General features: G+C 68.6%; 16 protein-coding genes. 4 read left to right on the plus strand and 12 right to left on the minus strand.

All coding sequences use genetic code 11. The features are described 5' to 3' along the window. The first annotated feature begins 177 nt into the window (after positions 1–177). Positions 178–846: a rod shape-determining protein MreC gene (locus C1I95_RS11130; RefSeq protein WP_233513537.1), complete on the plus strand. Its 669-nt coding sequence runs from the start codon at positions 178–180 to the stop codon at positions 844–846. On the opposite strand, the gene C1I95_RS11135 is transcribed toward C1I95_RS11130, so the two are convergent. Further along, positions 824–1024, minus strand: coding sequence for a hypothetical protein (locus C1I95_RS11135; RefSeq protein WP_111213722.1), 201 nt, complete (start codon positions 1022–1024; stop codon positions 824–826). The two genes, C1I95_RS11130 and C1I95_RS11135, sit on opposite strands and share 23 nt — an antisense overlap. A 129-nt stretch (positions 1025–1153) precedes the next feature. Here C1I95_RS11135 and C1I95_RS11140 point away from each other — a divergent pair, with 129 nt between their 5' ends. After that, the gene (locus C1I95_RS11140; RefSeq protein ID WP_111213723.1) at positions 1154–2164 is read left to right on the plus strand and encodes an AraC-like ligand-binding domain-containing protein; all 1011 of its coding nucleotides are present in this window, start codon (positions 1154–1156) and stop codon (positions 2162–2164) included. Between the two features lie 104 nt (positions 2165–2268). On the opposite strand, the gene C1I95_RS11145 is transcribed toward C1I95_RS11140, so the two are convergent. Continuing rightward, a complete protein-coding gene (locus C1I95_RS11145) occupies positions 2269–2799 on the minus strand; it encodes a GNAT family N-acetyltransferase (protein ID WP_111213724.1) in 531 nt (176 codons plus the stop codon). A 164-nt stretch (positions 2800–2963) separates the two neighbouring features. Next, entirely contained in the window at positions 2964–3644 is a 681-nt protein-coding gene (locus C1I95_RS11150; protein WP_111213725.1) for a hypothetical protein, read from the minus strand. 416 nt (positions 3645–4060) lie between these two features. Here C1I95_RS11150 and C1I95_RS11155 point away from each other — a divergent pair, with 416 nt between their 5' ends. After that, positions 4061–4831 (plus strand): DUF4253 domain-containing protein, encoded by a 771-nt coding sequence (locus C1I95_RS11155; RefSeq protein ID WP_158566357.1) that lies wholly within the window; start codon positions 4061–4063, stop codon positions 4829–4831. A 174-nt stretch (positions 4832–5005) separates the two neighbouring features. Here the strand turns inward: C1I95_RS11155 and C1I95_RS37105 are convergent, their stop codons facing one another. The 3 genes from C1I95_RS37105 to C1I95_RS35200 all read right to left on the minus strand — a co-directional run bounded on the left by C1I95_RS37105 (position 5006) and on the right by C1I95_RS35200 (position 9345). Further along, positions 5006–5572 (minus strand): sugar O-acetyltransferase, encoded by a 567-nt coding sequence (locus tag C1I95_RS37105; RefSeq protein WP_325048812.1) that lies wholly within the window; start codon positions 5570–5572, stop codon positions 5006–5008. A gap of 547 nt (positions 5573–6119) precedes the next feature. Beyond that, a complete protein-coding gene (locus tag C1I95_RS11165; protein WP_111213728.1) occupies positions 6120–9059 on the minus strand; it encodes a M20/M25/M40 family metallo-hydrolase in 2940 nt (979 codons plus the stop codon). A gap of 112 nt (positions 9060–9171) precedes the next feature. Continuing rightward, on the minus strand, positions 9172–9345 hold the full coding sequence (locus tag C1I95_RS35200; RefSeq protein WP_158566359.1) for a helix-turn-helix domain-containing protein: 174 nt from the start codon (positions 9343–9345) through the stop codon (positions 9172–9174). A 107-nt stretch (positions 9346–9452) separates the two neighbouring features. Between C1I95_RS35200 and C1I95_RS11170 the strand changes: the two genes are divergently transcribed. Further along, on the plus strand, positions 9453–14207 hold the full coding sequence (locus tag C1I95_RS11170; RefSeq protein WP_158566361.1) for a family 78 glycoside hydrolase catalytic domain: 4755 nt from the start codon (positions 9453–9455) through the stop codon (positions 14205–14207). Between the two features lie 39 nt (positions 14208–14246). On the opposite strand, the gene C1I95_RS11175 is transcribed toward C1I95_RS11170, so the two are convergent. The 6 genes from C1I95_RS11175 to pcaH are packed head-to-tail and all read right to left on the minus strand — an operon-like array spanning position 14247 to position 19131. Continuing rightward, the gene (locus tag C1I95_RS11175) at positions 14247–15437 is read right to left on the minus strand and encodes a 4-hydroxybenzoate 3-monooxygenase (protein WP_111213730.1); all 1191 of its coding nucleotides are present in this window, start codon (positions 15435–15437) and stop codon (positions 14247–14249) included. Beyond that, positions 15434–15826: a 4-carboxymuconolactone decarboxylase gene (gene pcaC / locus C1I95_RS11180; RefSeq protein ID WP_111213731.1), complete on the minus strand. Its 393-nt coding sequence runs from the start codon at positions 15824–15826 to the stop codon at positions 15434–15436. Before pcaC ends, C1I95_RS11175 begins: the two co-directional genes overlap by 4 nt. After that, positions 15816–16613, minus strand: a complete 798-nt coding sequence (locus tag C1I95_RS11185) for an alpha/beta fold hydrolase (RefSeq protein ID WP_111213732.1) — start codon at positions 16611–16613, stop codon at positions 15816–15818. Before C1I95_RS11185 ends, pcaC begins: the two co-directional genes overlap by 11 nt. Then, positions 16606–17814 carry a lyase family protein gene (locus tag C1I95_RS11190; protein ID WP_111213733.1) on the minus strand — a complete coding sequence of 403 codons (1209 nt, stop codon included), beginning with the start codon at positions 17812–17814 and terminating at the stop codon, positions 16606–16608. The genes C1I95_RS11185 and C1I95_RS11190 overlap by 8 nt, the downstream gene beginning before the upstream one ends. Next, positions 17811–18371, minus strand: coding sequence for a protocatechuate 3,4-dioxygenase subunit alpha (gene pcaG, locus C1I95_RS11195; RefSeq protein ID WP_111213734.1), 561 nt, complete (start codon positions 18369–18371; stop codon positions 17811–17813). The genes C1I95_RS11190 and pcaG overlap by 4 nt, the downstream gene beginning before the upstream one ends. Next, complete coding sequence (pcaH, locus tag C1I95_RS11200) at positions 18364–19131, minus strand: protocatechuate 3,4-dioxygenase subunit beta (protein ID WP_199523700.1); 768 nt, start codon at positions 19129–19131, stop codon at positions 18364–18366. The genes pcaG and pcaH overlap by 8 nt, the downstream gene beginning before the upstream one ends. Between the last annotated feature and the right edge of the window lie 14 nt (positions 19132–19145).

Below are 19145 nucleotides of genomic sequence, written 5' to 3' on the forward strand. Positions count from 1 at the left end.
GCCTTCACCCAGCAAGTGCCTTCCGTGACAGGAAACTCGGACCCTCAGCAAGTCCCATTTTCCCTGATCAGAAGGCACTTCTTCGTTTCCAGCCCAGTCCTTGGACACCCTTAACGAAGGGCCGAGGTTAGTAATGACGACTGGGGCACCTATGCCATTGCCATCGCCATGCCGGGCGTGACAGCGGTGCGGGTATCGAGTACCGCGGTCGATAGTGAAATGATCCAAGAACCGGACGAACCTACCAGTCGCCTTGTTGTAACAGAACTCCCGATCGCTGCGACCGCGCAGACGACGACGATCGCGGGGTTCATCAAGCCGAAGCGACCGTTCGCCAGCGCCACGAAGGTGTTCGAGGTACCTGGTCAGGACGGTGTGGACGGCGACGCGCGGGCCGTACCCGCTGAGGTAGTCGGCAGGACCGGCCAACAGATAATCGTGGCGTTCCCGAAGGATCAGGGAGTCCGGAAGGGGCAACTAGCCGTTGTCGCCGAAGGTTTGGTCGGTCGCGTAACGGTAGTCGATGCCGTCCGCGGCGAAGCCACTGTCGACCTCATCACCAGCACCGAATTCGCCGGCCAGGTCTACACGAATATCAGTAATGTTCCGGGTTCCGTACGTGGCACCGGCGGAAAGCTAGTCATGGAAGGCGTTCACGGTGGGGTTTACCAGACCAACCGTGTCTTGATGCCGGATCCGTCCCAGCAGAGCAGTCAGGTTGGTGCTGTCACTATCGGGCGAGCGTCTGCGGACAAGGCGGCAGGCGCGACCACGGTGGAGCTTACGCCAACAGCCGACCTTGCCAACCTGACAAGATTGTCGATCATGACGCCATCCGCCGACTGACGGCGGCCGCCACCAAGCGCTCAAATGTCTCCTGCGTGGCAATGGCCACCTCGACCTCGGCCTTCACGGCATCGCCGCCGTGGGCCCATTCGCGATCCCGCTGAACGCGCAGCAGCACAACCCCCGCCACGACGACAAGCGCCACTGCGACCACAAGCGCGACCCCCGAGCGCTTCATCGCGACATTGTCACACGCTGGCCCAACGGAGCCTTGATCTTGGCTGCCCCGATCGTGAGCCTCGACTTGTGTAGTCTCGTACGGGCGTCCTAATGCATGTAGCTGCGAGGAAGACAGGGACACAGGAGCATGCTCGCCGTCGAATCACTGGACACTGTGGTGGTCCCTGAAGGTGAGCGATTCGGATTCTGGCACGACCTCGTCGCCCGCGAGTCCGTACCGATGAGGGTGAGCAGCGATCACGCCAAGAACTTCCGCGCCCAGGCGCAGGTGGTTGGCTTGGGCGACGTGGTCCTGTCGTCCTGGAGCTACCCGTCGTTGGACATGCACCGAACGGGCAAGCTGATTCGCCGCAGTGACCCGGAGATGTACCAACTCGCGTTGCCGCTGTCCGGGTCCGGAGGCGTAATGGCCGAGCGACGAGAGAACGCGCTCGTCGCTGGGGAGTTCATCTTCGTCGACACATCACGCCCGCACACCTCGACACATCGTGCGGTCAGCCCTGAGGAGGATCAGCTGACCACGCTGACCATGCTCGTCCCGCACGCACTGATCCCGTTGCACCCGAACAAGGTCGCCATGATCCTCGGGGCGAGGTTTCCCGCCACCCGGGGCATCGGCGTACTGCTCGGCCAGTTCGTTCGCCAGATCATTACCCACCCCGAGCAGTACGACCCCGCCGATGCTCCCCGACTTGACAACATCGCCCGTGACCTCATGGCCGCCATCCTCGCGCAGCGGCTCGATGCCGCCGAGACGCTGCCGGGCGAGGTTCGCAACAGCTCCCTACGCATACAGATCAAGGCCTTCATCGAAAGGAACCTTGGCGACCCAGACCTTAGCCCTTCGGCGGTGGCCGCAGCGCACCACATCTCCGTTCGGGCCCTTCACCGGTTGTTCGAGGCGGACGACACGGGCGTCGCGGAGCTGATCCGCTTACAGCGCCTCAACCGATGCGCTCGGGACCTGCGCGATCCGTCCCTGGCGAAGCGGCCGATCTATAGCATTGCCGCGCAATGGGGCTTTCCCGACAAAGCTCATTTCAGTCGCCTGTTCAGCGCGACCTACGGGGTACCACCTCAAGCCTTCCGAACCGCTGGCGGCATCACCGCCGCTACCAGGGGTTCGGACAGTCAATGACAAGTCTCGAAGGTGGACCGCCCCGGTTGGGAGGGACGACGCCGATGCGCCGTTCCTTCCTCAACTGCCTGGTGTGGCGAGCGGCGGAGGCGGGTCTTTGCCGATCAGCTGGCCAGCTTCTCAAAGAGTTCGTTCGGCGTGTCGTAGTACCTCGTCGTCCGACCGAAGTGCGTCATGCCGAGCCGCCGACAGACGGCCTGGGACGCACGGTTGCCCGGGTCCGTGACCGCGACGACCCTCGTCAGCCCCCGGCTGAACGCGTCGTCCAGGACCGCCGCCGCTGCTTCGGTGGCGTAGCCGTGCCCCCAGGCGTCCGGATGCAGGTGCCAGCCGATCTCGACATCGGTCGGCCCGCCGGCCGATTCCCCGGCCGACAGGGGAATCGGCTTGAGTAGGAGGTTTCCCACCAGCCGGCCGTCCGCCGCTGTGGTGATGGCCCAGATCCCGTGGATCGGATCGTCGATGGCACATCGGCGTGCGATCGAGGCGAGGGCCTCCTCGCGGTTCTTCATAATCGTGGGCTGCGCGCCCAGGAATCGCACGACCTCCCAGCGCGATTCGAGATCCAGAAGGAGGTCGGCGTCCTCGGCGCGCCAGGGGCGCAGCAGGAGGCGGTCGCTCGCGATGGTGCGCATGCGACCTAATCCAGCCAGCGCCGAGCAACGCGCCGCAACCCGATTTCGCTCGCACGCGTCTGCCACCGAGAGTGCGTCACAGGCCGCGACCTATCGGGTACGTGGCTCCGCTTCCGGTGCTGTCTCATCGTTGCTGCGGAGGCGGTCCAGGTACGGGCCCGACGTCACACCGCCGCCATCGGATACCCAATCGCGGCGATGTCCTCGTGCAGCCTGACAACGGTCATCTCTGCGTTGAGAGCCTGCACAACGGCGTCGGTGAGCGGGCGGTGCGCGACGACGTGCTCGATCAGCGTCGGGTCCAGTTCGATCTCGTAGTAGTCCTCGGCGAACGTGACGTACCGGTCGACGATGTCGTCGAGCAGGATTTTGAGCAGCCCGGAGCCGTCTGGGCCGTTGTCGTCGTACGGTCCGCGGGGCGGAGGGAACGTGATGCCTTCGCCGGCGTGCCAGCGGTCGTCCCCGGAGAGCCGCCACAGTACGGCGGTGGCGAGGAACTGTCCCTCCTCGCCACCGAACGCTGGTTCCTCGATGTGCGGACGGAACACCGCCGGGATGCCGTTGAGTAGTCCGGGCCACAGCTCGCGGTCCGAACCGCGGAAGGGCGTCATCGCCGACTCGTGGTCGAACACACGAATGAACGCGCCCTCGGCGGTGAACACGACCGCCCACTCGTCGCCGCTGCCGTTGCTCATCAACGCCGCCTCGTCGTCACCCCACGCGCGGGTGTAGGCGTAGTAGGGCTCACCGCCATCGAGGATGCACTCCAGCACGGCAAGTGCCTTGCAGCGGTCGCGCAGCACGCCGATGGACGGCAGCCTGACGGCGACGTCGTACACAGTCACCTGGGTAACCTACCTACGCCGAGACAGCACCAACATCGTCGTACCTCCAAGCGTCCGCGAACGTCCACGGCGATGCACGCTCACTGCGCCGACCGCGCGCCACGGACCGCGACCGGCTACCTCGGTTCTGAGACGCCCGGTCGTTCTGAGAGCAGTACAGATGATCAAGGTAACCGAAGGGTGCGCGCGATGCGCTGTCTTCTGTCAGTCGTCGAACTGGAAGCCGGTGGACTTTGCCAGCCGACCGAGCTGTCGTAGTCGTTCCTCCTCCGTTCCACCCTGCGGAGCCGAACGGCCAGGTCCGCGCGGTGTTCCACCCCAAGCTGTCGAGCTGGGCTGGCGGCATTCTGACCTCGGCTGAAGGTCTGTCCTTCACGTCGGCGGCCGTGTCGTAGCCGCCGTCTATGGTGCCGGCCATGACGTGGGACGACGCGCTGCCACCGGATATCCCCGAGGGCCGGTTGATGATCCCGTACAACGGCGTCACGCCGGTGTACTGGCTCTGCTCCCGTCCCGCCGCGGCGGGTGATTGGTCTCGTTGGCGGCCCCGGCATCACCAGTCTGGACTGTGGCCGCTGCTCGCACTCAACGTCGAAGGCGATGACGACCCGTTCGGCATCGACGCCGGATACGACCACATCACCACGGTCGAGCAGCACGACACCGGCGCGGTCCTCGCCGAATGGTGGCAGGGGATCACCGGGGACGACCTCGACGTGAAAGCCGCCAGTGACCTCGGCTACCTCGACCCGGTCGGTGTCCGGTGGCCCGGCCTCACGCCCACCCCCGATCGGCAAGGACCGGTGGAGCGCTTCGCCGACCAGTACGCCGACGCGCTCTCCGCCGGCCAGGCCCGCCTCGCGTTGGTCCCCGCAACCGACGGCGCGCATGCACTGACCGCGATCAGCTGGACCGGCCCACTCAACCACGACAACGACACCGCCCGCTTCTCCGCCGTCGTCCGCGACTGGCAACGCCGCTTCGGAGCCACAGTCGTCGGCCTGAGCTTCGACACCCTGCACCTGAGCATCGCCGCACCACCAGCCACCCCCGACCTGGCGCTGCACGTGACCGCCGAGCATTTCGCCTTCTGCCCGGACACCATCTGGCAGAGCAACACCGACACCTTCTCCACCTATGCCGAAGCGATCATGGGCTCGAACTGCTGGAACTTCTGGTGGGACTGATCCGGCGGCAGCACGAAACGTACCGAGAGCGGTGGCCCCGACACGGCGTGCAGGGCTGGCGGGACCAGGTCAGCCAGATCACCAGTTCCGCCGGCGGAAACACGAGCACGTCGAGCGGACTGATCCAGACGAAACACCGCCGACCCCGCCTGGAGCAGGGTGAGCCGCAGCCCCTCAGGTGGTTGCAGGAGACGCCGGTTTCAGACGCTTTCGTTCGACAACGCTTGTTGCCGTCACCACACTGAGCGGCGGCACGTCCTTCGCCACAACGGCGCCCGCGCCGACGACCGAGCCGTGACCGATTGTGACTCCGGGGGTGATCGTGGCGGCGGCACCGATCCACACATCATCCTCGATGACGATGGGCGCGTGCGTGAGGAAGTCGTACCTTTCGTCGAGCTCGACCGGGTGTCCCGCCGTGCTCAGGGTCACTCGGGGGCCGATCATGACGCGGTCACCGATCGTGATGCCACCGTAGTCGAGGAAGAAGCATCCCTGATTGATGAACACGCGCCCGCCGAACGATGCGCCAAGCCCGTAGTCGCAGTAAAACGGGGGCAGGATGGACAGCGAGTCGGGGATCGGCTTACCGAAGATCTCGGTGAGCACCGTCCTGCGCCCGTCGAGGTCGTCGAACGGCAGCCCGTTGAGGCGCGAGGTCAGGTTCATGACGAGCTGTACGCGCTCCGCGAAGGCTCGTGACTCGGGCGTCCGTGTTCGTAGGCGTCGCTCGTTGCGCACCAGGCGATGCTGGCACGGCGAGTCAGAGCCCCGGTGATGACCCACCGGCAGGGAACCCGTCACTCCGTGATAGCGGGTCTCATCGAGCGTCCGGATCTGGCGCGATCCGCCCCCGGGTAAGCGAACGACCTTGGCTGATCGGCAGCTTATTGGCGGATTAAATCCGCCATAACCGGCACCCGGGTGTCAGCGGGCGCCGATACTCTTCACCGCGCGGAGGACCGGGGTCCGATGGACTTCTGCACCGGGCCGCCCCAGGCAGTGCACCGCCGAGGGCAACGACCCCGGCCTTCCGTCCAAACCTCGATCCGGGACACGGCCCGTACGACGTGCCGGCCGAGAAGCGGGATCGCATACGTACGGTTTCCTGCTCGTAGAAACATGTGGTGGCTCCCCGCCGAGCGGGAAGCCACCACGTCTGTTTCCACCCCTGGCCGACGGCTCGTAGCACCAGAAGCGGGGCGAACGAACTTCGTCAGCCGGAGGGCCTTTCCCCGTAGTAAGCGCGCACGGTCCGCACGAACTTACGCTGGGTCAGGCGAAGTCGTCACACGATGTAGATCGACCGCACCTGGGTGTTGCCCTTGGTATCGACGTACACCTTGTAATCGCCGACGGTGTAGGTGCCAGCAGCGTTGTTGTCGATGGTGAACGTGGCCGTCACAGGAGACTCGGCGCCGTCGATATGGGTCTGCTTCACCGTGATGGTCAACTCGTTCTTGTTGCCCTTCAACTTCTTCACCACCGCCGACGGCTTCGCATCGGTGACCGCGTTGGCGACCGTCACGTAGACCGCGTCGGGCGAAGAGAACTCCGCGTTCTTCTGCCCATCACCGAACAGGAAGAAGCCCCGCTGTTCGATGGCTCCGCGCCCAGGGAACGGATCTGGGTTCGAGGCCAGGTACGTCGGGTTGACCGTGTACAGGTCCGTCTTGGAATCCGCGAGGACGGGCTGCACCCCGGTGTAGGGGGCATCGGTGATCGCGAGGTTGACCGACAGGTAGATGGCGTCGGGATTGTTGGCCGAGATGCGCGAGGAGAAGTACTTGTCCGCGCTCTGCCCCGCAGGAACGGCCAGCGGCACAACCGTGTCGCCGACGAGAATGTTGAACTGGAAGGCGCCGTAGCCGCCGGCCACGAACTTCGCCCACGCCGCGTCCGACATGTGGTCGGGGCGCTCCACCTTGAACTCCAGACGCATCGGCGCCACGTACGTGCTGTTCAGGTACTCCGTGTCGGTCAGGGGCAGGTAGACCCCTCCCGGGGCGTGCCCCAGTGCGAAAGCCGACGCCGTCGGAGTCGAGTTGCCGCGCCCGTTCCACATCGGGATGTTGAACGAGGTGGCGCCGAGCAGGGCCTGGTTGCCCAACTGGCTCGTGCCGACAGTGGCTGACGCGTCCTTGTAGGTTCCGATCGTGACGTCGAGCAGGTCGAGGTCCGCCCGGTCGGCGTTCAGCCCCGGGATGCTCGCCCACATGAACTTGGCACCGGCGGGCCCGGAGTACCGGGCCATCTCCAGCATGCCGTCGGCCATGATCTTGGTCATCTGCACTGCCGAGTCGACCTTCATCCGCTCGTTGGCCGTGTGCCACCAGCGCTCGTTACCCGGGATCACCGCGCCGAAGGCGGTCATCTTGTTGCGGAAACTGCTGGCCAGGGTGCCGCCAGTCGTGCCCTGCGGATAGACCACGTCCCTGAGGGAATACGGATCCGCGAACTCCTGCGGGTTGCGGTTGATCGAGGCTTGGTAGCTCCCGAACTGAAGAGCCGTCAGCGGGTTGTCGTGAGTGACGTACAACCCGGCGCCGACGGGCGAGCCGAGGTTGCCGATGGTGAACCCCTTCGCCTGGAAGGCGGCCGTGACCGCCGCCGTTGCCTGGCCGGAGTCAGCCGCGGTGACGTGCATGCTGCGCACATACATCGGCATGCTGAGGCTGCCGGAGGCGTCCGTGTAAAAGCTCGTCGGGGTCTCCGAATTGATGCCCCCCATGAGGGCAAAGGTTAGGTTCGGGGTGCCGTTGCTCGGGTTGCGCAACAGGTTCGCCGGGATGCCCATGTACTTGCCGATATAGGCTTCGCCTTCGACACCGTCGCGGAAGAACAGGTCGGCGATGCCGTCGGCCGCCTTCTTCAGTTGCATGTCGGCGGCCGTGGTTCCCAATCCGCCGAGTCCCTTGGAGAGGAGGAACATTCCCCACACGACGGCATTCTTGCCGTACTGCGGGGTCGGCATCTCCATCGCCACGTCGGTGTTGATCTCCAGCGTGAGCGAGTCGCCGGTGATCGTGGTCTGCACCTTGGGGGTGGTGCGGGGAGCAGCCGGCAGCCAACCCTTCGTGGTCGCGGCAGCGGTGATCGCCGCGACGAATCGGTCGCGCTCGGTGGAGCCGACCCCCGCCACGTCGAGGGTGAAGATGGCCCGCGAGGCGATCTGCGTGGTGCTGCCGTATGCGATGTCCTTGAGCGTCGGATCGCCTTCACGCAGGGTGACGCCGGCCGTGGCGCCCGTCAGCCGGAAGGCCTTGGTGCTGTCTGCGGACAAGCTCATCGACACCGACGGGGTCACCGATCCGGAGTTGCCGACGATCACCGGGAACCGCGAGTCGGAAGTGTAGGCCGCAATCGGCATCTCCTCCCGGTTGAGGTTCTTGTAGGCCCAGTTGTCGTAGAAGCTCGGGTTCGAGTTGTACGGGATGGACTGGAAGGTGGCGGTGTTCGTCGTCGAGGGCGTGCCGGGGCCGCCGTCTTCGTAGATTCCCATGACGATGCGGATGCGTCGGTCGAGGGGCAACCCCGCCTCGAGCAGCGCCTTGGCCGCGACCAGCGTCGCCAGCGTCGGGCCGCTGTCGTCCTGGATGCCCGCCCCGTAGACCCAGCCGTCCTGGACATAGGGCGAGTGGTACGCACCAGGAGTGCCGAGGTTGCCATCGGCGTCCCGCCAGCGTGCCAGCTGGGCTTGCGAGACGGAAGCCGTCGGCGAGTCGAGGTGGCTCAACGCCATGACCATTTCCGGGGCGTCCGGGTCACCGATCTCTGCGTAGACGTACTTGTCGGGTTGGCGTTGGACGACCACCGGGAAGCCCAGGTCGGTGGCCAGCTTGACCACCCAGGCGAGCTTGGCGACCTTGCGGTCGTACTCGTTCTGGTTGGCTGTGGTGTTGCTGACTGGGAAGGGGTACGCCGTCGCGGCCGTGCCGCCTCGGGAGATGGAGTCGTAGCTCGACCCGTCCAGCATCGCCCCCATCAGACTGAGTGGGTCGTAGGTGCCGTCCCCCGCCCGCGCGCTGGTGACGCGTCCAGCCAACGCCTCGACTTCCGCGTGGATCGCGTCGCGTTCGGCGTCGGTCACCGACAGCTCGTAGGTGACACTCGGCTTGAAGCGCTCCTCGGCGAAGCTGGTCGCCGACGCGCTGGGCGTGGGCGCAACGGTCGCCGCGAGGGTCGCGGCGAGCAGGACGGAGAAGATGGTCGTCCGTTTGTCTCTCATAGCAGCTCCAGAACAGGGAGATGACACGGTGGCGCCAGCACACGCCAGCCGTGCCGCCAGCGGCCGACAGCGCGGGATTTCTTGAGGATGATCTGAGAATTGGCTGATCCCGTCAGCTCGGCCGCAGCCGGTAGCCCACCCCGCGTACGGTCTCCACCAGGCCGGCGTCGTCGAGCTTGTCGCAATGGGCCGCGCGGGCGGCGCGGGCGGCGCGAGCCGGATGGCTCTGACCGGTGTCCGTGGGCCGACGGGGGTTCAGTTCGCAGACGTGGCCGGAAGCGGCCATCTCTTCCGAACCGCTGGTGAGGATGCGAGGAATTCCGCCTACTGTTCGTCTTTAACGTTTCACTGCCGCAGCAGCATCCAGCCGAAGGTGGCCCCCCCATGCGGTACATGTCTGACAGTCTTCGTCGTCTCGCCAGCGTGCTGACGGTGCTGGCGCTGGTCCTGACCGGGCTCGGCGCACCGGCGGTGAGCGCGAGCGCGCGGCCGGTGGAGGGGGACGGGGTGAAGCTCGTCGGCCTCAAGGTCGAGCGCAAGACCGAGCCCGTCGGCATCGACCTCGACCGTCCCCGGTTCTCGTGGATCATCAGCACCACGGCGCGCGATGTCCGTCAGGAGTCGTACCGGGTGCGGATCAGCACGGCAGGGAAGGTCGTCTGGGACAGCGGGGTCGTCGGGTCCGACCGGTCCTTCGACGTGGAGTACGACGGCCCGACCCTGGAGTCGGCGACCGGGTACGAGTGGACGGTCGACGTGGCCACCAATGCAGGCAAGGCCAGCGGGTCGTCACAGTTCCGGACGGGGTTGATGACCGCCGCCGACTGGGGCGGCAGCAGGTGGGTCGGCGCGCAGCCGCCGTCGCGCGACCCGCTCGTCGGGTGGGACAACTACACCGCGGAGTTCGACTTCACCATCGACCACGTCGCGTTCGGTGCCTTCGTACGCGCGTCGAACCCCAACAACGCCCTGATGTGGCAGGTCTCGGTCGACGGTGGCGTGCCCCGCCTGCGCCCCCACCGTCGCGTGAACGGGAACTACACCCTTCTGGCGAACCCCGGCATCGACATTTCCTCGGCGGTGACGGTCAACCAGCTCACCACGCGGTCCAACAAGCTGAGTGTCACCGTGGGACCGGGCACCGACCAGTCCAGCGTCCAGGTGGTCACCCGCATCAACGGGATCGAGGTCGACTCGCGCAACGTCACGCAGGCGGGCACCATGCAGCGCGGCTTCGTCGGCTTCCGCTCCGACTTCGCGAGCGGGCAGCCGGAGCGGTCGCGGGCCCACGCGGTCAAGGTGACCCGGACCGAGGACAGCCAGGTGCTGGCCGACATCGACTTCTCCACCGGCTTCAACCCGTTCAGCGGCGGCACGGTCGTCAACGGCGCGCTGGAGCTCGTGGGGACCATCAACACGGTCCTGGCGCCGGCGCCGGCCGCTGCCCCGCTGCTGCGCAAGGAGTTCGCCGTCAACGGGCCGGTGCGCAACGCGACGTACTACGTCGCGGCCGGCGGCTACGCCGACGTCAGCCTCAACGGGTCCCCCGTCAGCGACGCCATGCTCTCCCCGGGCTTCGCCGACTACGACGACACCGTGCAGTACGCGGCGTTCGACGTCACCGACCGGCTGGTCGAGGGGCCGAACGCGATCGGCATGGAGCTCGGCCGCGAGTTCTTCTCGATGACCGGCGGCAACGTCTGGAACTGGGAACGGCCGACCTGGCGTGACGAGCCGATGGCGCGCGGCATCCTGCACATCGACTACGCCGACGGCAGCACCGAGCGGGTGGTGACGGACGACTCCTGGACCTACCACGAGGGCCCGACCCGTTTCGACGACCTCTACGCCGGTGAGCGCTACGACGCGCGCTTCGCGGTCCCGGGCTGGAACTCCGCCCGCTTCGACGACTCCACGTGGAGTGCCCCGAGGATCGCGACCGGGCCGCGCGGTGTCCTGGTGAACCAGCGCCAGCAACCGGTCCGGGTCACCCGGTCCTTCCCCGCGGTCGCCATCACCGAGCCCGCGCCGGGTGTCTACGTGGTGGAGTTCCCCAACGTCATCGCCGGCATGGTGGAGTACACCGTCCGGGGCCCGGCGGGCACCACGATCCGGGCCGCTCACGCGGAGAAACTGCTGGCCAACGGCCGTGTCAACATGAGCAACAACGGTGGCTTCCAGGCCGGCTTCCAGACCGACTACTTCACCCTGGCCGGGACCGGCGAGCCGGAGACCTGGATGCCCACGTTCTCCTACAAGGGCTTCAAGTACATCGAGGTCACCGGTTGGCCCGGTGACGGCCCGCCGCCGCTGAGCGCCTTCACGGCCAAGCGGGTCAACACCGACGCCGAGCAGACCGGCCGGTTCGAGGCCTCGAACGGCACTCTGACCGGCGTCCACGAGATCGTGGTGAACACGCTCTACAACAACATCCACCACATCCCGACCGACACCCCGATGTTCGAGAAGAACGGCTGGACCGGCGACGCCACGGTCGGCGCCGAGATGTTCCTGCTGAACATGGATACCCACGAGCTGTTCGCCAAGTGGCTGCGCGACGTCCACGAGAGCCGGGAGGTCAGCGGCTCCCGCGCCGGTGCCCCCATGGTGATCGCGCCCAGCTCGGGAAACTGGGGCGCCTGGGGACCGTCGCAGCCCTGGCACGCGGCCTACATCATGATCCCGTACTGGCTGTACCAGTACGGCGGCGACGACCGGGTGATGACCGAGCTCTACGACGGCATGAAGGGCTACATCGACCTGGAGTACGGCCAGCGTCGCGCCAACGGCACCGTGATCAGCAACCGGCTCGGTGACTGGGTGTCACCCACGGGCAGCCCGGCCGGCGGTCACGCCCCGGACGAGGACAACCGTGTGTCCGGCACGGCGTACCTCTACCAGATGCTGCGCACGATGGAGCGGGTCGCACAGCAGTTGGGCAAGGCGACCGACGCCGCGCAGTTCGCGGCGAAGGCGGACGCCACCAAGACGGCGTTCAACAACGTCTACTTCCAGAGCTCCCAGGACCGCTATCGCGGCGAGGGTGCGGACGCCAACCGCTACCGGCAGGTCCACAACGTGCTGGCGCTTGCCTTCAACCTCACCCCTGACGAGGAGGTCGCCCAGCGAGTCGCGGACCGGCTCGCCCAGGATGTGGTCGAGCGGGGCTACCACCTCGACACCGGCACGCTGGGCACGAAGTACCTGCTGCCGGTGCTCACGCAGTACGGCCACGAGGACGTGGCCTACCGGGTGGCGACCCAGACGACGTACCCGAGCTGGGGTTACAAGCTCGCGAACGGCGCGACCACCGTCTGGGAGCACTGGTCGGTGCAGGCCCGGTCGTTGGGCCACTACTTCCTCGGCACCCTGGACGACTGGAACTACCACTACGTCGCCGGCATCCGGCCCTCGGCCGAGACGGGCTACCGCGACATCACGATCGCCCCGGCCGTCACCGGCCTGCTCGACCACGCGTCTGCGACCACGCAGACGCCGTGGGGTCCGGTGTCCAGCAACTGGCGCCAGCAGGATCGCCGGCTCTCCCTCGACGTGCACGTCCCCGTCGGTACGACCGCCACGGTCGAGGTCCCGGGGGCCAACCGCTGGGCCGTATCCGAGAGCGGACGGCCGGTGGCGGACGCTCCCGGTGTACACGAGGTGACCGTCGCCGACGGCGTCGTACGGGTGGTCGTCGGCTCCGGTGACTACCGGTTCGGCTCCGACGAGCAGCTCGGCCTGGTCGGGGCGGCGATCGACGCGACGCAGCCCCTCGCGGCCCTCGTCGACGCCGCCCGCCGGGCCGGTCACCTCAATCCCGGGCAGGCGCAGCGGTTGTCCGGGGCGGCTGCCACCTCCACGGCGAGGGCTCGCGATGCCCACGCCGCGCTGCTCACCGGCGACACCCGAGCGGCCGCCCGTCACCTGGCCGCCTCGCATCTGGCGCTGGAGTCGATGGCCGACATCCTCGGGAAGCTGAATGCCGACGGCCTGAAGGACCTGGTGACCGCGGTCGACCGGGCAATGTCCGCGGTGTCGGCCGCGGCGTCGGACCTGTTGGGTCTGTCGCTGAAGGCCGAGGCCGGTTCCGACGTGCTGCGGCCCGGGGACCGGGTCCCCGTCCAGCTCGCCGTGGCCAACGCCGGTTCCGAACGGGTGGTGAACGTCCGTGGCTCGCTGACCGGGTTCGGTAAAGGCTGGGCCACCACGCCCTCGTGGGTGCGGCTGACCAATCAGCTGCCGCCCGGCGGCACCGGTGGGGGCCGGCTGGAGCTGGCGGTTCCCGAGCAGCAGCGACCCGGCACCGTGCGCGGCGACGCCGAGGCGACCTACGTGTACGCCGACGCGACCCTGACCGTGCGCAGCCCGCTCGAGGTCTCGGTGCAGTCGCCGGTGGTCGTGGAGTCGGTCACCGCCGAGCCGGCCGAGGTGCGGCCCGGCGCGTCCGCGCGGGTCACCGCGACGGTGCGCAACATCGGACGCGCCGCGACGCCCGGCCGGCTCCGACTCGACCTCCCCGAGGGATGGCAGCCCGTCGCCGGGGCCGACCTGACGGTCCCGGCCGGGCAGACCCGCAGCGTGGCCCTCGACGTGGTCGTCCCGCGTGCCGCCCGCCAGGCCGTCGAGGACTACCCGCTCACCGCGCGGTTCGTCCGCGACGACGAGGTCCTCGCGACCGGAACCGGCGCGGTCCGGGTCGCGATCACCCCGAACGTCACCGACGCCCTCGACCACGTCGACCTCGGCAATGCCTCGTCCGAGCAGGCGCACCGGCTCACGGCGGCGCCGTCCTCCGGGACCAACACGGAGGCCGGACTGACCCGGCGCTACGCCGGACACCTCACGCCGTTCTCGTGGTTCGAGTTCGACCTGGCCGTGACCCCGGGCGAGGCGTTCGTGATCCGCGCGGTCGAGACCTACGACCGTGCCCAGGTCAAGCGCTACAAGGTCTACGTCGACGGTGAGGAGGTGCTGCTGCGCACCTTCGAACGGACCGCCGCCGGTGCCGGCACGGAGACCTACGAGCTGGTCGTCCCGGCCTCGCTCGCGGCGGCCGACGGGTCGGTCCGGATCCGGTTCGAGAACCAGGACGACCCGGCCTACTTCGACCCGTCGATCGCCGACGTCTGGTCGCGCCCGGTCTCCTGAGCCTTCTCCGCCGCTCAGGAGGTCTTCCAGCAGGGGCGGTCAGCCCACGGGCCAGCCTGTGTAGCCCTCGGCGAGATAGGTGGACCCGGCGCGCGAGCCGACCACTGAGCGCAGCTCGGCGACTTGGCGCTGGATGTCGAAATCGGTGGCGTCACGATGGCGGTGCAGCATCGAGGTCATCCAGTAGGAGAAGTGCTGGGACCGCCACACGCGGTCGAGCGCCCGGTCGGTGTACTCCTCCAGCACCTCGTCGTCACCCGTGCGCAGTGCACGCTCGAGCACCTCGGCCAGCACGCGCACGTCGGCCAACGCGAGGTTGAGCCCTTTGGCGCCGGTGGGCGGCACGGTGTGGGCGGCGTCGCCGGCCAGCAGGAGGCTGCCGTGGCGCATCGGTTCGTTGATGAAGCTGCGGAAGCGGAGGACCGCCTTCTCCGTGATCGGCCCTTGCTTCAGGGTGTGTCCGTTGAGGGCGACGCGCGCTTGGAGCTCCGCCCAGATGCGGTCGTCGGACCAGGCGTCGATGTCCTCCTCGGGGTCGCACTGGAAGTACATCCGCTGGATGGTCTCGGTGCGCTGACTGATCAACGCGAAGCCGCGGTCGGAGTGGCTGTAGATCAACTCAGGGGCGCTCTTGGGTGCCTCGCAGATGATGCCGAACCAGGCGTAGGGGTACTCGCGGAAGAACTGGCGGCGTGCGGTTTCCGGGATTTCGTTGCGGCACATGCTGCGCGAGCCGTCGGCGCCGATGACGTAGCGACAGCGCACCTCCTGCGCCGTGCCGTCCGCGTCGACGAAGCGGATGCTCGGCGCGTCGGTGGTGAGGTCGTGCACGGAGCTGTCGGTGACGCCGAACCGCACGTCGGCGCCGGCGGCGGCCCGTGCGTCGGCGAGGTCCATGAAGACCGACGTCTGGGGGTAGAGCCACACCGACGCTCCGGTGAGTTCTTTGAAGTCCACGCGGTGCGATGCGCCGCCGAAGGCCAGTTCGATGCCGTCGTGCTCGTCACCTTCGTGCAGGACGCGGTCCGAGACGCCGGCGTCGACCAGTAGCCGGACGCTGTCGCGTTCGAGGATGCCGGCGCGAACGGTGTGTTCGATGTCCCACCGCGTGCGGTTGTCGACGACGACCGAGTCGATGCCCTGAAGGGCCAGCAGGTGCGAGAGCATCAGTCCGGCGGGACCGCCGCCGACGATGCCGACCTGGGTGGTCGTGATCTGCGGGCGCGTCATGCCGCGTTCTCCATGTCGTTGAGGACCTGTTGGGCCACGGCGAACCCGTGGTTGGCGACCGGGACCCCGCAGTAGATCGCACTTTGCAGGATCACCTCGCCGATCTCGTCGGGCGTGAGCCCGTTGGTGCGGGCCGCGCGAACGTGCATCGCGAACTCGTCCCAGTGGCGCAGTGCCAGCAGCGCGGTCAGCGTGGCGACGCTGCGGGTGCGGCGGTCCAGTCCGGGCCGCGTCCACACGCTGCCCCACGCGAAGCGGGTGATCAGCGCCTGGAAATCCTCGGTGAACGGCGTCTTTCGCGCCTCCGCCCGGTCGACGTGCGCGTCGCCGAGCACCTCGCGCCGGACCCGCATGCCGGAGTCGTACGGGTCGTGGGTTTCACCGGTCATGGGTAGCCTCCGTCGTCGGGAAGGTCAGCAGTGCGGCCACGGCCGCGGGGTCCTCCGCGGGCGGGAGGTGTCCGCAGCCGGCCGCGACCACGAGCGTCGCACCGGGAAGGGAGTGGGCGGCCTCCATCGCCACCTGCGGAGGTACGACGACGTCGTGCTCCCCGGGCATGAACAGGACCGGCACCCGCGCCTGGGGCAGGCGGTCGCGCAGGTCGAAGTCGGCGAGTGCGGCGCAGGCGAGCGCGTAGGAGTCCTTGTCGGCCTCGGACAGCGAGCGAAGCAGGCGGTTGGCGGTCGCGGGGTCACGGTCGATGAACCCGGGAGCGAACCACCGCTGCGCCGATCCCGGCAGCATCACCGACGTCCCGGCCCGACGGACCAGCGCCGCGCGTTCATGCCACGCACCGGCCTCGCCGATCTTGGCCGCGCTCGCGATACAGGCGACCTGGGAGAACGGGCCAGGATCGAGGGCGAGTTCCAGCGCGACGGCGCCACCGAACGAAACCCCGGCGTACAGCGCCGTCCCGCCTCTCCCACCGATGATCTTCCCGGTGGTGCGACGCACGGCGGCGGCGAGCTGGGCGACCGAGAACGCTTCGGCGGCAGGCTTGCTGCGGCCGTGACCCGGCAGATCCCAGCCGAGAACCTCGAACCGGTCGCCGAGCAGCGCGGCGGCGTGGCCCCAGAGCGCCTCGACCGACGTGCCGAGTGAGGGCCCGACGACGAGCAGTGGCCCCTCGCCCGCATGTCCGGCGAGGCGGGTGAAGGCCAGATCCGGCTCAGCCATGCGGGTTCTCCCCGCGCATCCGGTCCAGCACGGCGTCCACCACGGCACCGGCGGCGCCGAGGTAGTCGCGCGGGTCGCCGGCCGCTCCGCGCTCCGCGAGCAACTGGCCCGCCGCGCCTTCCGCCCGCCGCCGCATGGTCGCCACGTCGACCTCCAGCCCCGACACCAACTCGGCCGCCTGCGAGGCGGCCGTCACGGTGAGCTGGAGCAGTCGACGCAGGGCCGGCCACTCGCTGTGCCAGGCGCCGTCGGGGCGCTGGTCCACCGCCTGCGCGGCGGCGCTGTGCAGTTGCGCCCCGAGCAGCGGCGCCTGCAGCGCGGCGCTGCGCACCAGGACGCTGAGTACAGGGTTCTGCTTGTGCGGCATGGTGGAGGACCCGCCGCGGTCCGGCGCGCGGCCCTCTCGGACCTCACCGATCTCCGGCCGGCCAAGCAGCGCGACGTCGGATGCGATGACCCCGAGCGCGTCGCAGACGCCGACCAGCGCGTCGCCGAGCCTGGTGACGGGACGGCGCCGCGTGTGCCACGGCGCTCCGGGCCACCGCAGCCCCAACTCGGCGGCGAATGCCTCGGCCACTACCAGCGGCTTGCCGGTGAGATGATCGACGAGTGCGAGAGTGCCGGCGGCGCCACCGCACTGCACCGGCAGCCGGTCGCGGACCAGCGCGAGGTCGGCGGCGGCGTCGAGCACGCCGGCCAACCACTGCGCGGCCGTGAGCCCGAACGTGACGGGAACGGCGTACTGGGTCAGGGTGCGCCCCGCCATCACCGTGTCGCGGTGCCGCTCGGCATGGCCGGCCAGCGCGGCGGCGATGGCGGCGACGTCGGCGTCGATCCGGGCCAGCGCGTCTCTGGCGACCATCACCAACGCGGTGTCGAGGACGTCCTGGCTGGTGAGTCCCGCGTGCACGAGCCGGGCGAGTCGCTCGTCGCCGGCCGCACCGCGTACGGCGGCGACCAGCGGCACCACCGGGTTCCCGGCGGCTTCCCCGGCGGCGGCAAGCGCCGCGACATCGAGGTCGAGGCCGGCGACGACGCCCGCGAGCCGGTCGGCGTCATCCGCCTCGACGGTGCCGACGGTGGCCAGGGCGCGCAGCCACGCCGCTTCGACCCGCAGCATGGCAGCCACCACCGCATGGTCGTCGGCGATCCCGGCCGCCCGGTGCGAGCCGGGCGCGAGCAGGCCGTGGTCGTCGCTCATCGGTCCCGATGCCTCGGGAAGGCGAGGAAGACCGTCTCCTGCTCGCCCTGCAGGCGCAGGTCCAACCGCAGGTTGCCATCGACGTCGCGCTCGGCTACGAGCGTGCGCCGACGGTCGTCGGGCAGCGACCGCAGGAACGGGTCGTCGGAAAGCTCCGGCCCCGGCAGGTAGATCCGGGTGAACAGTCGGTCCAGTAGGCCGCGCGCGAACAGGGTGACGGCGAAGTACGCCGCAACGCCCGGCCGGGTCGGAGCCGGTGCGACGGTGGTGAAGGCGTAGCGGCCCACGGCGTCCGTCGCGGCTCTGCCCCAGCCGGTGAAGACGCCGTCGCGACGTAGCGATCCCTCGACCACGGGCACCCGGCCGGCGGCGTCGGCCTGGCGGATCTCCAGCATCGCGTCGGGCACTGGTGCGCCCGCGCCGTCGTACACCGTGCCGGCGAGGCGGATCGCGCCGGCCGAGCCTGGCGGGACGAGGTGCGGCCCACCGTCGTACGGCAGCGCGTAGTGGAAGAAGGGGCCCACCGTCTGGCCGGCTGTCGTCACAAGATCACGCATCGCTGTCCTCCCGCTCCAGCGGCGTCGCGTGGGCACCGGTGAGCACGACGTCCCAGCGGTAGCCGGTCGCCCACTCGTGCTGGCTGGTGTCGTGGTCGTAGGCCGCCACCAGCCGGTCGCGCGCGGCCTGCTCGGTGATCGCCTGATAGATCGGGTCGAGCGCGAGCAGCGGGTCGCCGGGGAAGTACATCTGGGTGACCAGGCGCTGGGTGAATTCCCGGCCGAACAGCGAGAAGTGGAGATGCGCCGGCCGCCACGCGTTGTGGTGGTTGCGCCACGGGTACGGGCCGGGCTTGATCGTGGTGAACCGGTACCAGCCGTCGTCGTCGGTGAGGCACCGGCCCGCGCCGTGGAAATGGGGATCGAGGGGCGCCGGATGGTCGTCCCGCTTGTGCACGTAGCGGCCGGCCGCGTTGGCCTGCCACAGCTCGACCAGTTGGCGCCGTACGGGGCGTCCGTCGCCGTCCACGACCCGGCCGGTCACCACCATCCGCTCCCCGATCGGTTCGCCACCCGGGTGCAGGGTCAGGTCCGCCTCGGTCGGGTCGACGTCGGAGTGACCGAACACCGGCGCGTAGAGCTCGACCTCCTCAGGATCGAGCGTGCGCAGCTCCTTCACCGGATGCCGCAGCAGGGTGCTCCGGTACGGCGAGAAGTCCAACCGGGTGCTGGTCTGTCCAGGTTTGGTCTCGTGCTGGATCCGCTCGATCTCCTCGCTGATCGACGCCTGTGACGCGAGCGGGGGCGTGGTCGCTGTCATCGCCATATCGTGCT

The organism is Micromonospora craterilacus (assembly GCF_003236315.1).
In the GTDB taxonomy this organism is placed as follows: domain Bacteria; phylum Actinomycetota; class Actinomycetes; order Mycobacteriales; family Micromonosporaceae; genus Micromonospora; species Micromonospora craterilacus.

Excerpts from the sequence above, each read along its gene's own strand:
- C1I95_RS11135 (WP_111213722.1), bottom strand. The coding sequence starts at position 1,024 with ATGAAGCGCTCGGGGGTCGCGCTTGTGGTCGCAGTGGCGCTTGTCGTC.
- C1I95_RS11140 (WP_111213723.1), top strand. The coding sequence starts at position 1,154 with ATGCTCGCCGTCGAATCACTGGACACTGTGGTGGTCCCTGAAGGTGAG.
- C1I95_RS11145 (WP_111213724.1), bottom strand. The coding sequence starts at position 2,799 with ATGCGCACCATCGCGAGCGACCGCCTCCTGCTGCGCCCCTGGCGCGCC.
- C1I95_RS11155 (WP_158566357.1), top strand. The coding sequence starts at position 4,061 with ATGACGTGGGACGACGCGCTGCCACCGGATATCCCCGAGGGCCGGTTG.
- C1I95_RS11165 (WP_111213728.1), bottom strand. The coding sequence starts at position 9,059 with ATGAGAGACAAACGGACGACCATCTTCTCCGTCCTGCTCGCCGCGACC.
- C1I95_RS35200 (WP_158566359.1), bottom strand. The coding sequence starts at position 9,345 with ATGGCCGCTTCCGGCCACGTCTGCGAACTGAACCCCCGTCGGCCCACG.
- C1I95_RS11170 (WP_158566361.1), top strand. The coding sequence starts at position 9,453 with ATGTCTGACAGTCTTCGTCGTCTCGCCAGCGTGCTGACGGTGCTGGCG.
- C1I95_RS11175 (WP_111213730.1), bottom strand. The coding sequence starts at position 15,437 with ATGACGCGCCCGCAGATCACGACCACCCAGGTCGGCATCGTCGGCGGC.
- pcaC (WP_111213731.1), bottom strand. The coding sequence starts at position 15,826 with ATGACCGGTGAAACCCACGACCCGTACGACTCCGGCATGCGGGTCCGG.
- C1I95_RS11185 (WP_111213732.1), bottom strand. The coding sequence starts at position 16,613 with ATGGCTGAGCCGGATCTGGCCTTCACCCGCCTCGCCGGACATGCGGGC.
- C1I95_RS11190 (WP_111213733.1), bottom strand. The coding sequence starts at position 17,814 with ATGAGCGACGACCACGGCCTGCTCGCGCCCGGCTCGCACCGGGCGGCC.
- pcaG (WP_111213734.1), bottom strand. The coding sequence starts at position 18,371 with ATGCGTGATCTTGTGACGACAGCCGGCCAGACGGTGGGCCCCTTCTTC.
- pcaH (WP_199523700.1), bottom strand. The coding sequence starts at position 19,131 with ATGACAGCGACCACGCCCCCGCTCGCGTCACAGGCGTCGATCAGCGAG.